Origin of the sequence: Rhizobium sp. BK591 (assembly GCF_014195045.1) — a bacterium.
In the GTDB taxonomy this organism is placed as follows: domain Bacteria; phylum Pseudomonadota; class Alphaproteobacteria; order Rhizobiales; family Rhizobiaceae; genus Rhizobium; species Rhizobium anhuiense.
This window is the reverse complement of record NZ_JACIAZ010000003.1, coordinates 109,537-123,232: the sequence shown is the minus strand read 5'-3', so window position 1 is coordinate 123,232 and position 13,696 is coordinate 109,537. Positions and strand designations below refer to the sequence as shown.

General features: G+C 62.7%; 16 protein-coding genes. 13 read left to right on the top strand and 3 right to left on the bottom strand.

Annotated features, from left to right (window positions below; translation table 11 throughout):
- Positions 1-129 precede the first annotated feature (129 nt).
- The 5 genes from FHX10_RS13655 (at position 130) to FHX10_RS13635 (ending at position 6,450) form a co-directional block, all read left to right on the top strand.
- Positions 130-2,154: a LysM peptidoglycan-binding domain-containing protein gene (locus tag FHX10_RS13655; RefSeq protein ID WP_184389514.1), complete on the top strand. Its 2,025-nt coding sequence runs from the start codon at positions 130-132 to the stop codon at positions 2,152-2,154.
- Positions 2,155-2,361: 207 nt separating this feature from the next.
- Positions 2,362-4,239 (top strand): ABCB family ABC transporter ATP-binding protein/permease, encoded by a 1,878-nt coding sequence (locus FHX10_RS13650; protein ID WP_047616292.1) that lies wholly within the window; start codon positions 2,362-2,364, stop codon positions 4,237-4,239.
- Positions 4,137-5,072, top strand: a complete 936-nt coding sequence (locus FHX10_RS13645) for a phosphatidylserine decarboxylase (RefSeq protein ID WP_312862854.1) — start codon at positions 4,137-4,139, stop codon at positions 5,070-5,072. The genes FHX10_RS13650 and FHX10_RS13645 overlap by 103 nt, the downstream gene beginning before the upstream one ends.
- Before the next feature lie 75 nt (positions 5,073-5,147).
- A complete protein-coding gene (pssA, locus tag FHX10_RS13640; RefSeq protein WP_048338675.1) occupies positions 5,148-5,993 on the top strand; it encodes a CDP-diacylglycerol--serine O-phosphatidyltransferase in 846 nt (281 codons plus the stop codon).
- Positions 5,994-6,303: 310 nt separating this feature from the next.
- Positions 6,304-6,450: a hypothetical protein gene (locus tag FHX10_RS13635; protein WP_164735938.1), complete on the top strand. Its 147-nt coding sequence runs from the start codon at positions 6,304-6,306 to the stop codon at positions 6,448-6,450.
- A gap of 219 nt (positions 6,451-6,669) precedes the next feature.
- On the opposite strand, the gene FHX10_RS13630 is transcribed toward FHX10_RS13635, so the two are convergent.
- Positions 6,670-7,434: an SOS response-associated peptidase gene (locus FHX10_RS13630; protein ID WP_047616286.1), complete on the bottom strand. Its 765-nt coding sequence runs from the start codon at positions 7,432-7,434 to the stop codon at positions 6,670-6,672.
- 41 nt (positions 7,435-7,475) lie between these two features.
- A complete protein-coding gene (locus FHX10_RS13625; protein WP_047616284.1) occupies positions 7,476-7,796 on the bottom strand; it encodes a YnfA family protein in 321 nt (106 codons plus the stop codon).
- A gap of 71 nt (positions 7,797-7,867) precedes the next feature.
- Here FHX10_RS13625 and FHX10_RS13620 point away from each other — a divergent pair, with 71 nt between their 5' ends.
- The 8 genes from FHX10_RS13620 to FHX10_RS13585 all read left to right on the top strand — a co-directional run bounded on the left by FHX10_RS13620 (position 7,868) and on the right by FHX10_RS13585 (position 12,948).
- Positions 7,868-8,284 carry an NUDIX hydrolase gene (locus FHX10_RS13620; protein ID WP_047616281.1) on the top strand — a complete coding sequence of 139 codons (417 nt, stop codon included), beginning with the start codon at positions 7,868-7,870 and terminating at the stop codon, positions 8,282-8,284.
- A gap of 34 nt (positions 8,285-8,318) precedes the next feature.
- Positions 8,319-8,765, top strand: a complete 447-nt coding sequence (locus tag FHX10_RS13615) for a TIGR02301 family protein (protein WP_063474246.1) — start codon at positions 8,319-8,321, stop codon at positions 8,763-8,765.
- 103 nt (positions 8,766-8,868) lie between these two features.
- Positions 8,869-9,126 carry a hypothetical protein gene (locus tag FHX10_RS13610; RefSeq protein ID WP_047616277.1) on the top strand — a complete coding sequence of 86 codons (258 nt, stop codon included), beginning with the start codon at positions 8,869-8,871 and terminating at the stop codon, positions 9,124-9,126.
- Positions 9,127-9,145: 19 nt separating this feature from the next.
- Positions 9,146-9,904 carry a hypothetical protein gene (locus FHX10_RS13605; RefSeq protein ID WP_063474245.1) on the top strand — a complete coding sequence of 253 codons (759 nt, stop codon included), beginning with the start codon at positions 9,146-9,148 and terminating at the stop codon, positions 9,902-9,904.
- Positions 9,905-10,004: 100 nt separating this feature from the next.
- A complete protein-coding gene (locus FHX10_RS13600; RefSeq protein WP_184389512.1) occupies positions 10,005-10,868 on the top strand; it encodes a YgfZ/GcvT domain-containing protein in 864 nt (287 codons plus the stop codon).
- A complete protein-coding gene (locus FHX10_RS13595; RefSeq protein ID WP_097595040.1) occupies positions 10,865-11,473 on the top strand; it encodes a YfbR-like 5'-deoxynucleotidase in 609 nt (202 codons plus the stop codon). The genes FHX10_RS13600 and FHX10_RS13595 overlap by 4 nt, the downstream gene beginning before the upstream one ends.
- The gene (locus FHX10_RS13590) at positions 11,470-12,000 is read left to right on the top strand and encodes a tyrosine phosphatase family protein (RefSeq protein ID WP_097595039.1); all 531 of its coding nucleotides are present in this window, start codon (positions 11,470-11,472) and stop codon (positions 11,998-12,000) included. The genes FHX10_RS13595 and FHX10_RS13590 overlap by 4 nt, the downstream gene beginning before the upstream one ends.
- A gap of 57 nt (positions 12,001-12,057) precedes the next feature.
- Positions 12,058-12,948, top strand: a complete 891-nt coding sequence (locus FHX10_RS13585; protein WP_063474243.1) for a mechanosensitive ion channel family protein — start codon at positions 12,058-12,060, stop codon at positions 12,946-12,948.
- 110 nt (positions 12,949-13,058) lie between these two features.
- Here FHX10_RS13585 and FHX10_RS13580 read toward each other — a convergent pair whose 3' ends face one another.
- Complete coding sequence (locus tag FHX10_RS13580) at positions 13,059-13,574, bottom strand: superoxide dismutase family protein (RefSeq protein ID WP_063474242.1); 516 nt, start codon at positions 13,572-13,574, stop codon at positions 13,059-13,061.
- Positions 13,575-13,696: the final 122 nt, after the last annotated feature.

The window sequence follows — 13,696 nt, the reverse complement described above, 5'->3', positions numbered from 1 at the left end:
ATGCAGTCAAGAAAATTGACTGAAAAGCAGCATGCCTAGCTTGCCTAATTGCTTTGAATGCTTGTGAAAAGCAACGGGAATCGCTAGCAATTTTGGTTACTACGGCAAATTGCCGCCTTGGGAGACATAATGATGAAGAACCGTGCCGGCTTGCTGGCTCTTGCAGTCCTCGTAATCGCAATCCTATTGATGGTGTTTTTCGTCATGCCGCGCATCGGCGGCGATGCAACCAAGGTCGGCGACGCCATCAACCAGGCAAGCACGGAGCTCAAGAACACGGTCAACGAGGCGGCAAAGACATCACGCTCCACCATCGCCGACACGGCTGCGGTCGCCGATAAGGTGGGTCGTCTTTCGGCCGATGCCGGCGTGTCGCTCAGCGAGCTCAAGGCGCTGTTCGCCGATGGCAAAGGCCCCGCCATCGATGCCTTCACCGCCGCCAAGACCAAGGCCGTCAACGCATTGACGGCACTTGCCGATTTTGCCATCCCCGAGGGTCTCGATCCCGCGACCCAGACCCTTGCCGCCAAGGCCAAGGACGGCGGCACAAAGGCGCTCGCCATCGTTCAGTCGCTGCCAGAGAACATCGCCGATGCGTCTGCCGCGATCGCCAAGGCCGAGGCCGCGCTGACCGGTGCGCCCGAGCCCGCCCCTACTGCGAATAATGCGGCTGCGAATACCGGACCGAAGCTTCCGGCTTTCGACGTCTTGCGCGTCGAACCCGACGGCTCGACGGTGATTGCCGGCTCCGCCGAACCGAACGGCAAACTCGAGGTGCTCGACGGCGAAAAGGTGGTGACGACGGCCAATGTCGATGCGAGCGGCGATTTTGCCGCCGTCCTCGACGATCCGCTTCCAGCCGGCGACCACCAGCTCGTGCTGAAATTCACGGACAAGGACGGCAAGAGCACGCTTTCCGAAGAGGTCGCGACCATATCCGTGCCGAAGGACGGCAATGGCGCCAACCTGCTCGCCATGGTCTCCAAACCCGGCGCGGCGAGCCGGATCATCACCGCGCCGAAGGCCGGAACCGAAGTCGCCGATGCCTCCAATCCGGCGGCGCCGCCTGCGGACAAGCCGGCGGGCGAAACCGCGGCTGCGCCGACCGGCGACCTGGCGTTGCAGACGCCTGGTGTCACCGATACCTCCGGCGGCACGGATACGGCACCGGCCACTCCCGCCACGGCCGCACCTGACAAGACGACTGCGCCCGATGTGATGGTCAATGCCGTCGAGATCGAGGGCAACAAGATCTTCATTGCCGGCACGACGCGCTCCAATGCCAAGGTCATCGGCTATGCAGACGACAACCTCATCGGCCAGGACACGGCCGGCACCGACGGTCATTTCGTCATCGACGGCGTGGTGGCGCTTTCGGTCGGCGACCACAAAATCCGCGTCGACGTCGTCGACCCCACAGGCAAAGTGATCGTGCGCGCGGCGGTGAATTTCAATCGCCCGGCCGGCGATCAGGTGAGGGTCGCGGCGCAATCGGTCCCGGCCGATGCGAGTGGCGCCTCCTCGATGGTGCCGCTCGACGAAGGCGAGCTCGGCAAGCTCCAGGCCGAGGCCGGCAAGGCGTTCGGGCTGCTGAAGGGGCTGTTTGCCGACGGCAAGCTGCCTGGCGCCGAACAGCTTGCGGCGGCGCGCTCGGCAACGGAATTCGCGTTGCGCTCCGTCGCCGACTTCCGCCCGGCGGCCGATGCCCCGGACGCCTTCAAACAAGCCTCCGGCTCTTCGTCGCAGGTCGCCGGCAATGCGCTGAAGCTGCTGCAAAGCCTGCCCGGGGATGCGAAGTCTGTCGGCGCCGCACTCGACAGGCTGGGCGGCATGATTGCCGAACTCACCGCTGCACCCGCTCCGGCGGCACCCACTGCAAACGACATCGGCAGCAATGAGCCGAAGACGATCGAACAGGCGCCGCTGACGGCAAACAACGCGGCGGTCATCATTCGCCGCGGCGACACGCTGTGGCAGATCTCACGCCGCACCTATGGCCTCGGCGTGCGCTACACGACGATCTACATCGCCAACGAAGACAAGATCATCAATCCCGATCGCATCCGCCCCGGCCAGATCTTCGGCCTGCCGAAAGATGTGTTGCCGAATGCCGAAGAGCTGCACCGCAAGCGTCTTTCCGGTCAGCGGCTCTAAGCTCCAACAACAACATGACGAGGCCGGGCGGGATAACCCGCCCGGCTTCTCTTTTCCTGAAGCCCGCACGTGTTGTATTCGTCCGCGCGGCACCCTATCTGGCGGCTGCGGGTTGTGGGAAACGCCTTCAGGCACATTCCGATTCCGCGCTTTGCCGGCATCGAAGCGCCGCTACGACGGTACATTTCGTCCGGGCTGGAGATAAGCATGGCAAACGGCAAGACAGTCTCGGAATCCAATCTGCTGCGCACACTTCTCAACCTCTGGCCCTATATGTGGCCGGCCGGCCGAAGCGACCTCAAGATGCGCGTCGTCTGGGCCTCGGTCTACCTGCTGATCTCCAAATTCGTATTGCTGCTGGTTCCCTATTTCTTCAAGTGGTCGACCGATGCGCTGAACGGCAGGATGGATCTTGCCGGCTCCGTGCCGCCGCTCTTTGCCGGCGCCATCGCCCTTGTCATCGCCTACAACATCACCCGGCTGATCCAGCTCGGCCTCAACCAACTGCGCGACGCGCTCTTTGCCAGCGTCGGGCAACATGCGGTGCGCCAACTCGCCTACAGGACCTTCGTGCACATGCACGAACTGTCGCTGCGCTTCCATCTCGAGCGCAAGACCGGCGGGCTTTCGCGCATCATCGAGCGCGGCACCAAGGGCATCGAGACGATCGTACGCTTCACGATCCTCAATTCGGTCCCGACCGTCATCGAATTCCTGCTGACGGCGGTGATCTTCTGGTGGGGTTACGGTTTCTCCTATCTCGCCGTCACCGCCTTCACCGTCTGGGCCTATATCTGGTTCACGATCCGCGCATCCGACTGGCGCATCGCCATCCGCCGGTCGATGAACGACAGTGATACCGACGCCAACACCAAGGCGATCGACTCCCTCCTCAATTTCGAGACCGTCAAATATTTCGGCAATGAGGAAATGGAGGCAAAGCGCTTCGACAAATCGATGGAACGCTACGAGAAGGCGGCGACCGATGTCTGGACCTCGCTCGGCTGGCTGAACTTCGGCCAGGGCGTCATCTTCGGCATCGGCACGACCATCATGCTGGTGCTGTCGGCACTGGCGGTGCAGCGCGGCGAGCAGACGGTCGGCGATTTCGTCTTCGTCAATTCGATGCTGCTGCAGCTTTCCGTGCCGCTCAACTTCATCGGCTTCGTCTACCGCGAAATTCGCCAGGGGCTGACCGACATCGAGCAGATGTTCGACCTGCTCGAGGTGAAGTCCGAGGTCAAAGACGCACCCGATGCGAGCGAGCTCAGGATCGGCCAGGGCGCAATCTCTTTCAAGGACGTGCACTTCGCCTACGATCCGGCCCGTCCGATCCTGAAGGGCATTTCCTTCGAGGTGCCGGCCGGCAAGACGGTCGCCGTCGTCGGTCCGTCGGGTGCCGGCAAATCGACGCTGTCACGGCTGCTCTATCGTTTCTACGATATTCAGAGCGGCGCGATCACCGTCGACGGCCAGGATATCCGCACGGTGACGCAGAAGAGCCTGCGCTCTCATATCGGCATGGTGCCGCAGGATACGGTGCTCTTCAACGACACGGTCGCCTACAACATCCGCTACGGCCGCACATCGGCCAGCGACGGCGAGGTCTTTGCGGCGGCCGAGGTGGCGCAGATCGCGCATTTCATCGAAACGCTGCCCGAGGGGTTCGAAACCAAGGTCGGCGAGCGTGGGCTCAAACTTTCCGGCGGCGAGAAGCAGCGGGTGGCAATCGCCCGCACCATCCTCAAGGCGCCGCCGATCCTGATCCTCGACGAGGCGACGTCGGCGCTCGACACGACGACGGAGCGGGAGATCCAGACGGCGCTCGACGTGGTCTCGAAGAACCGCACGACGCTTGTTATCGCCCACCGTCTTTCGACGGTCATCAGCGCCGATGAAATCATCGTGCTCAAAAGCGGCGAGATCGCCGAGCGCGGCACACATGCCGCCCTCCTCGAAAGGAACGGCCTCTATGCCTCGATGTGGAACCGCCAGCGCGAGGCGACACAGGCGGAGGAACATCTGAAGCAAGTGCGCGAAAGCGACGACATGGGCGTGATCACGCGGCTTGCTCCGGCAAGCTGAACCTGGAAACCGGCGCCGGCCGGCTTTTGTTGTTCAGAACCCCGGCATGGGAACCGGGGCCAGGGCCACAGCATTGCCCCGGAGACGGTTTTTCGCTAACCAGCAAAAAACGACAACGCAAGGAGACCGGCAGCATGAGCCTGTTCAACACGGTTCGCAACACGATCGTCCCCGTGCACAAGGAGGGTTATCCCTTCGTTGCCGCCTTCTTCGTCGCATCGCTGGTCTTGGGCTGGATCTTCAAGCCGCTCTTCTGGATCGGCCTGATCTTCACGCTGTGGTGCGCCTATTTCTTCCGCGATCCGGAGCGCGTGACCCCGCAGGACGACGATCTGGTGATCTCTCCTGCCGACGGCAAGGTCTCGGCGATCCAGATGGTGACGCCGCCGGCCGAGCTCGACCTCGGCTCCGAGCCGATGCTGCGCATCTCGGTCTTCATGAACGTCTTCAATTGCCATGTGAACCGGGCGCCAATGCGGGGGCGGATCGTCAGCATCAACTACCGCCCCGGCAGCTTCGTCAACGCCGAACTCGACAAGGCGAGCGAGGACAATGAGCGCAACGGACTGGTGATCGAAACCCGCCACGGCCAGATCGGCGTCGTGCAGATTGCCGGCCTGGTGGCGCGGCGCATCCTCTGCTGGGCGAACCCGAACGAGCCGGTGGATGCCGGCGAGCGCTTCGGGCTGATCCGTTTCGGCTCGCGACTCGACGTGTTCCTGCCCGCCGGTGCGGCACCACGCGTCTCGCTCGGCCAGACGGCGGTTGCCGGCGAAACCGTGATTGCCGAATTCGCCTCCGCCAAGGGTCCTGTCATCAGCCGCCGCAGCTAAAGCGGTTCAGCTTTTCACGGAAGCGACCGCTGGGCAGCCTTGCTGGAATTGCTTTAGGAACGATTGGAACGCGATATGGAAACGCCTTTTCCGCCTTTCGAGCCCAATGGGCCGGATGATTCCGCCCGCGGCCCGCGTCTGCGCGAAATCCCGCTCCGGCTCGTCTTTCCGAACCTCATCACCATTCTGGCGATCTGCGCCGGGTTGACCGGCATCCGGCTGGCTTTCGAGAATCGTTACGAGCTCGCCGTCGCCATGGTGCTGCTCGCCGCCTTCCTCGATGGCATCGACGGGCGCGTGGCGCGGCTGATGAAGGCGACCTCGAAGTTCGGCGCGCAGATGGATTCGCTTGCCGACATCGTCAATTTCGGCGTCGCGCCCGCCCTCGTCGTCTATGTCTTCGCCCTCGACCAGGCGCGTTCGCTCGGCTGGATCGCCGCCCTGATCTATGCGATCGCCGCCGGGCTTCGCCTTGCCCGCTTCAACGTCATGTCAGAACGCGAGAACAAGGCGAGCTGGCAATCGGAATATTTCGTCGGCGTGCCGGCGCCGGCCGGCGCCATGCTGGTGCTGCTGCCGGTCTATCTCGGCTTCCTCGGACTGGCAACGGACCGCACCTTCGCCTATCTCTCGTCGATCTACACGGTGCTGATCGCCTTCCTGCTGATCAGCCGGCTGCCGGTCTGGTCGGGCAAATCGGAAGGCAACCGTCTGCGGCGCGATCTCGTGCTGCCGATGATGCTCGGCGTCGTGCTCTATGTGGCGCTGCTGATGAGCTACACCTGGGAGGTAATGGTCTTTACCGTTGCCGCCTACCTCGTTTCGCTTCCCTTCGGCGCACGGAAATGGCAGCGGAAATACGGGACCCTGACGATCGAGGAACCCGGCGTCGGCGACGACGATATCGGCCGGCACATCTGATCTTCGAGCATTTCCGGATTTCTCCAAATGACGGAAATGCTTCTTTTCCTTCATTCTCAGCTATCCCCGGGAAAGCAGGCGCTTTATCCCGGTGAAAACCGTTGCGCGCTTTTCCCCAGAAAACCGCTTTCGCGCTTTTATTGGAACCGCTCCCTTCAGTAAGTATTAACCAACGTAGGCTTCAGTTAAGCCTCGCGAATTATGGTCGGCGTTTACAAATCCTGATAAGCTACGCCCCCGTTTTGTCGCTATTCGTGACCAAACATCAAACCATAAAATACCCAGGGAAGAACCACGTAAGGAGAGTATCGTGACTTCGAAGAAGAGCAGTACCGGCGAACAGCAGGCGTCCAAGCCAGACCTCGCCGCCAACTATCGCCCCGTCGGCCTGAAGGCTGTTGCCGCAGCATCGCTGATGGCAAAGCATAAGCCGACCAGCGTCAAGAAATCCGCTTGAGGCGGAAGACTTCAAATTGGGATCATGCGTGCTTTCGGGTTACATGCGTTAGGCACCGCTGACGAAGTGAATGACGAGGCGATCGCCGGAAATCTCCTAACAACGCTCTGGCGACATAAGCACAACCCGAAAAACCTGATGGCCGACGCGACGCCGCCGCTGATGTGAGACGTCGGCGCCGATAGGCCGCCGGCGGCCCTGAACATCTTAGGATATCGTTCAGAAGAAGCTGAGTTGGCCGTCTTCCGGCTTTTGCTTCTCGGGCGCCCTCAGCGGCTTTTCGATGACGACCGGCTGCTGCAGGTCCGGCCCCATATTGGCAACCTTGTTGACCTTGTCGGAGACCGGGACGGCCTCAAAAAAATCATCCTGAACGGGCTGCATCAGGTCGGCCACGTCGCGTGGTTCCTGCGTCTTGCAATCGAGCCAGCGCGAGAAATCCTCAGGTCTGATGACGACAGGCATGCGATCGTGGATCGCCGATATGCCTGAATTGGCCGATGTCGTCAGGATCGCGCCGGTATCGACCTCGGAGCCGTCGGCCGAGGACCATGTCTCCATCAGCCCGGCAAAGGCGATGACCCCGCCCTGGCGCGGCCTGATCCAGTAGGCCTGCGGCCGCTCGCCGCTTTCCTTGGACGGGCGATGCCATTCATAGAAGCCGGAGGCCGGAATGAGCACGCGGCGATGGCGCATGGCGGCGCGGAAGGAGGCTTTGCCGATCGCGGTTTCGGAGCGCGCATTGATCAGCAGCGGGAAATCCTTCGGGTCCTTGACCCAGCCCGGCGTGAGGCCCCAGCGCACGAGCACGGCGCGCCGGTCGGGCAGATTGCTGCCCTGCTCCCTGCCCTCGCCCGCGATGACGACGAGGATCGGCTGCGTCGGCGCAATATTGTAGCGCGCCGGAAAATCGTCGAGATCGAGACCGGAGAAGAAATCGCGCAGGTCGGCGCGGGAGCTTGTCAGGGAGAAACGTCCACACATCGGCTTGTTTTTGCACCCAGCTCGTGTCCGGTCAAGGCGCCTCAACCTCTCGGCGCGAAGAGGATGAGGCTGGCGCCGGCAAGGCAGATCAGCGCGCCGCCGATGTCGTAACGGTCCGGCACGCGGCTCTCAACCAGCCACAGCCAGAGCAGCGAGGCGAGGATGTAGATGCCGCCATAGGCTGCGAAGGTACGGCCGGCAGCCTCGCTCGGAACCAGCGTCAGAAGCCAGGCGAAAAGCGCCAGGGAGACCATGCCCGGCGCCAGCCACCAAGCGGGCTTTTCGAGCTTCAGCCATGCCCAGAAGGCAAAGCAGCCAGCGATCTCGAAGAGAGCGGCAAACGCAAAGATGATGTAGGTCACGGAAGCACCTTTCGAATCCCCGTCGCACTCTTCATCCGATAAGATGGGCGATCACAGCAAGAGCAGGCCCGATGACATCCACCGCCAAACCCGGCTCCGCCGCCATTCTCGAACGTGACGGACGCTTCCTTCTGGTGTTGCGACGCAACCCGCCTTCAGCCGACATGTATGCCTTTCCCGGCGGACGTGCCGAACCCGGCGAAACGCCGGAGGAAACGGCATTGCGGGAATTCCGCGAGGAAACCGGCATTTCCGCCCGCAATCCGCGGCTGTTTTCGACCTATGACCTGAAGACGCATGCGGCCGACGGCAGCATCAACAGCCATTTCCTGCTGTCGGTCTTTCGCGTCGACGCGGATCGCGACGCGGTGGCGGAAGCCGCCGACGATGCGGCCGCCCTCGGTTGGTACACGGTGGAGGAAATCCGGCGGCTGCCGGTTCCGCAGAGCGTGCTCGAATGCGCGGAGCGGCTTTCGGGCGGCGAATAGAAGTGGAAACTTTCAGGCACGCCTTGTTGCCGTCATGCTCAGCGTATCAACTACGAGCATGATTCCCGTTCGACGCGTTTTCCTGGCCCTGCTCGTGCTCGCCGGCCCCACGATGGCGCAGGGCAAGAATACGCCGCCTCCACAGGAGGAGGAAATTGCGCCGCCGCCTGCTGTAGCCGTGCCCTATGATGACAAGCTGGCGCGGCTCGCCGAAGTGCTGGGATCGGTGCATTATCTCAGAACGCTCTGCAAGGCAGCGGGCGGCGACGAGTGGCGAGACGGCATGCAGCAACTGCTCGATTCGGAGACCGGCAACGAACCGCAGCGTCGGGAAAAGCTCACAGCGGCCTTCAATCGCGGCTATCGCACCTTCGCCTCGGTCTATACGGATTGCACCCCGGCGGCCATCGTGGCAGAAGAGCGCTACCGTAACGAAGGTGCAACACTCGCCACAGAAATTACCTCGCGCTTTGGAAATTAACCTTAAATTAACCTGTTTTCGCATGCGGACGTGTCGTTTTGGGAAAAGGCTGTTAGTGTTGTTAACGGTGCAGTAAGACATGAGAAGTTCTGAGGAAAAAACAATGGAAGCAAGCCTCAACGACATCGACGACATGATCGTCCACGAAAAGATGCAGGCGGCTCTGGAGTACCAGAACGAGGCTTGGGCCGACGGCATGGCCGACGGAATCGAGCCTGAAATCATCGCTGATGCCGCCATTGCGCATGCGCTGCGCGAGACGATCAGATTGCATGGGGAAAACAGTGCCGAAGCCCTGCTGGATTCGCTGCGTGAGCGCATGCTTGCCGGCGAATTCTCCGCGAACCGCACCCTGCAATAACGACCAATCAGAGAGATTGATGCGCCCCGGTAAAGAGAAAATTTCGCGAACTCCCCTCGCGCCGGTGCTGCTTGCGTTCAGCCTCGCCGCCGGCAATGTTTTCCTCGCGCCGGCAGCCTATGCGCTTTCCGAACTGCACAAGATCCCGGGCCAGGCGGCCAACGACACTCCGCCCGCGCAGGGAAACGCTCAGGGACAGAGCCAGCCGCAAGGCGGGACCACTCCCGGTGTTCCGATGGCTGATCCGCTGGTCAACAGCCAGAACAATCAGGGTGTCGACAAGACGCCCGGCGCCCAGGATGCTTCCAAGCCTGTCGAGGTGATCTACGATATCGGCAAGGTGCCGGAGCCGGTTCGCAAAATGCGTGAGCAGATCGTCGAGGCGGCCGCCTCCGGCGATCTCGAACGGCTGCGGCCGCTGATGGGCACCGGCGCCGAACAGACGCAGGTGACGGTGGGCGAGCCGACCGACGATCCGATCGGCACGCTGAAGGATCTTTCAGGCGATCCTGACGGAGACGAGATTCTTGCCATCATGCTCGACATCGTCTCGACCGGTTTCGTGCATGTCGGCCAGGGCACCGCAGACGACATGTATGTCTGGCCCTATTTTGCCGAGAAGGATCTGAAGTCGCTCACGCCGCCGGAGCGCGTCGAGCTGCTGCGCATCGTCACCGCCGGCGATCTCTCCGACATGCAGGAGTTCGGCGGATATAATTTCTACCGCCTCGGCATCACACCTGCGGGCAAATGGAAATTCTTCACGGCGGGCGACTGACACCCCCGTCTCACTTGCGCCTTTCACATCTCGCATGGCGCTTGCGATCCACCTCATGAAGACATACCTCTGAGCGATGACCAACGCGACAGGTTCCGCCATGCCAGCCGTATTCCTGAAAGACCGCTCATTGCTTCTCGTCAGCGGTGCGGAAGCCCAATCCTTCCTGCAGAACCTGATCACCACCGATATCACCTCGCTCGGCGCCGACGAGGCGCGGCCCGGGGCACTGCTGACACCGCAGGGCAAGATCCTGTTCGACTTCATGATCTGGCAGGACGGCGACGGCTACAGGATCGAAACCGATGCAGGCCAGCGCGACGGCCTGCTGAAGCGGCTGACCATGTACAAGCTGCGCGCCGCCGTCACACTTGCGCCGAGTGCCGAAGAGGGCGTCACCGTTTCCTGGGGTGAGGACGCCGACGGCAGCCAAGGCGTGCGGGACAGCCAAGGCGTCCGGGATAGCCGCTTTGCCAAGGCCGGCGTCACGCTGATCCGCCGGCCCGGCAAACATGGCGACGGCCAGGAAGCGCTCTACGACGCGCTGCGCATCAGCCACGGCATCGTCACATCGGGATCGGACTTCGCCCTGCAGGACGCCTTCCCGCATGACGTGCTGATGGATTTCAACGGCGGCCTCTCCTTCCGGAAAGGCTGTTATGTTGGCCAGGAGGTCGTCTCGCGCATGCAGCACCGCGGCACCGCGCGCCGGCGCGTCGTCACGGTGTCCGCCGCAACAGGCTTGCCGGAGACCGGGACGGAGATCACCGCCGCCGGCAAGCCCGTGGGAACGCTCGGCTCCGTCGAAGGCGGCCATGGGCTTGCGATCGTGCGCATCGACCGCGCCGGCGCCGCGATGGCGGCAGGCACGCCGCTGCTCGCCGGCGAAACGCCTGTTTCCTTCGTCCTGCCGGCATGGTCCGGCCTTGTCTTTCCCGCCAGCGCCGACGAGGCCAGCGCGTGACAACGGCGAAAACTCCGCGTGCCTGGCAGCGCATGCTGTCCGGGCGCAGGCTCGACCTGCTCGACCCCTCACCGCTCGACGTCGAACTCGCCGACATCGCCCATGGGCTTGCGCGCGTCGCCCGCTGGAACGGCCAGACCTCAGGCGATCATGCTTTTTCGGTGGCCCAGCACAGTCTCGTCGTCGAGGATATTTTCCGCCGCTTCAACGACGCGCGGCCGCAGGAGTGCCTGATGGCACTGTTGCATGATGCACCCGAATACGTGATCGGCGATATGATATCGCCGTTCAAATCGGTGGTCGGCGGCGGCTACAAGACGGTGGAAAAGCGATTGGAGGCCGCCGTGCACCTGCGCTTCGGCCTGCCACCGCACCCCTCGCGCGACCTCAAGGACCGGATCAAGAAGGCCGACGCGATCGCCGCCTATTTCGAAGCGACGGTGCTTGCCGGCTTCACGCCCGCCGAGGCGCAGAAATTCTTCGGCCAGCCACGCGGCATCAGCAGGGAAATGCTGATGATCGAGCCCTTGCCGGCGATCGAAGCGCAGCGGTTGTTCTGCGAGCGTTTCGCGGCGATCGACGCCGAGCGGGAGACGGTATCGTGAGCTTCATCGTCGTCTCGCCGCTGGCCCGCATCGCGGAAATGGCGGTGCGCCACAAGGCGCGCGACATGATCAGCCTGATTGCCAAGGAGCAGGCCTTTCACCGGCCGGGCGTGATCGCAGCCGATCGCCATCTGACGCTCGGTATGAACGACATCGCCTTCAAGGGCACCGGCAATCTCGTAGCGCCTGACGAGACGCATGTGCGCGGGATTATCGACTTTGCCGCCTCGTGGCGGCAGGAGACGCCGCTGCTCATCCATTGCTGGATGGGCGTGTCGCGATCGCCGGCCGCAGCCCTGATCGCCGCCCTGTCGCTGGCACCGGATCAGAGCGAGGAAACGCTTGCCCGCCGGCTGCGGGCCGCCTCGCCTTTCGCAACACCGAATACCCGGCTGGTCGAGATCGGTGACGCGCTGCTGAACCGCGGCGGCCGGTTGGTCGCGGCGGTGCGGGCGATCGGCCGCGGCGCCGATGCCGACGGCAATGCGCCCTTCGTGCTTGATATCCGGGACACCGCCTGCGGTTGACGCTGCCGCCAGCCGCTCCATCTAGCCCCCGACCAAGCACAACGACAGGGCCAGATCATGGAACAACAGGCAGCCGATGTCCTCCTCGCCACGCAAACCGCACTCAGCCAGGCAAGCGCGCTGGCGGTGCAGTATTCCTTCTCCGTCCTCGGCGCGGTGATCCTGCTTGTTCTTGGCTGGGCGCTTGCCGGCTTTACCAGCCGCTGGGCCTATGAAGGCCTGTCGCGTGTCCGTGGCATAGACGAGACGTTGGCGCGATTCTTCACCAACGTGCTGCGCTATGCGCTGCTCATCCTGGTGTTCATCACCGTCCTCGGCCAGTTCGGCGTCCAGACCGCCTCGATCATCGCGGCACTCGGCGCAGCCGGCCTCGCGATCGGACTGGCGCTGCAAGGGACGCTGCAGAATATCGCTGCGGGCATCATGCTGTTGATCCTCAGGCCGTTTCGCGTCGGGGAATATATCGAAACCAGCAGCGTGGCCGGCACGGTGCGCGAAATCGGATTGTTTGCGACCGAACTCAGGACCGGCGACGGGCTCTACCGATTGGCGCCGAATTCGACGCTCTGGAACACGCCGATTACCAATTTCAGCCGCGAGCCCACGCGGCAGAACGATGTGAAGATCAAGGTCGCCTATGAGGATGATATCGATCTGGCGATGGGGACGCTGATGGGCCTCGCCAAAGCCGATTCGCGGGTGCTGCCATCACCGGCTCCCAGCGTCTTTATCGACAGCATCGCTGACGGCGCGATCTTCGTAACGCTGCGCTACTGGGCAAAGACCGGCGACTGGTGGTCGCTCAGCCGTGACATGGTGAAGCGCGTGAAACTCGCCTTCGACGAGAAGGGTCGTCCGGCCACGCTGTCGGATACCTCAGACGCAACACCGACAAAGAAGTCCAACGGCAGGACGGCGGCCGAAAAGCAGGCGGCGACACGGCAATGAAAGGTTACAGCGCGCCTTGTCGTTCAAGACGTGCAAATAACGATGTAACACCTTGAATTTGTGCATAATTTTGCCCTTGAATCGATCCGATCAAGGAGTTGCCCCGTGGATTATTGGATGACGCCGCAGGACAGTCTTTCCCCGGCATCCCCCGAGGGCTGGCTGCGATAATCATCGGAATTGGCATGCACCATCAAGGCGCGGCCGCGAATGCCGTCGGTCTTGTCGTCGAGCGTGACCATGCTGTCGAAGATCTGCGCCCGGAGCACCCCGTCCTGCCCGACATATTGATTGGGCATATCACCGGCGTGCGGCCCCTTGGCGGCAAGGATGCCGTGCTCGGCCTTGCCAGGGTTGAAGTGGCCGCCTGCCGACTCGTGATGGGTCGCGGCGTCGCAGCGGCCGGTCTCATGAACATGGAAGGCCACCCATTTGTTCGCCGGCAGTCCCGATATCTCGACTTCGATCAGCACACCGCCAGTGGCGGCGGCCGTCAGCTGGGCGCGGCCGTCTTCCTTGCCGTCCTTGCCGACGAAATTGGCGACCGCCGTCTGCTTGTCCTGAGCCGCCGCCGGCAATGCAACCGCAAGCAGGCTCAGGGCGGCGATGGTGCGCATGGCTTTCATGAAGATCTCCTTCCATTCGGTTGTCCTCCTGAACGTGTCAAACCGGAAGGTGTTCCTGACCGAGGAAGATCGAACGAAGAAGACGGGACGAGAAAAGCCGGCCAAACGGCCGGCTTGCAGAT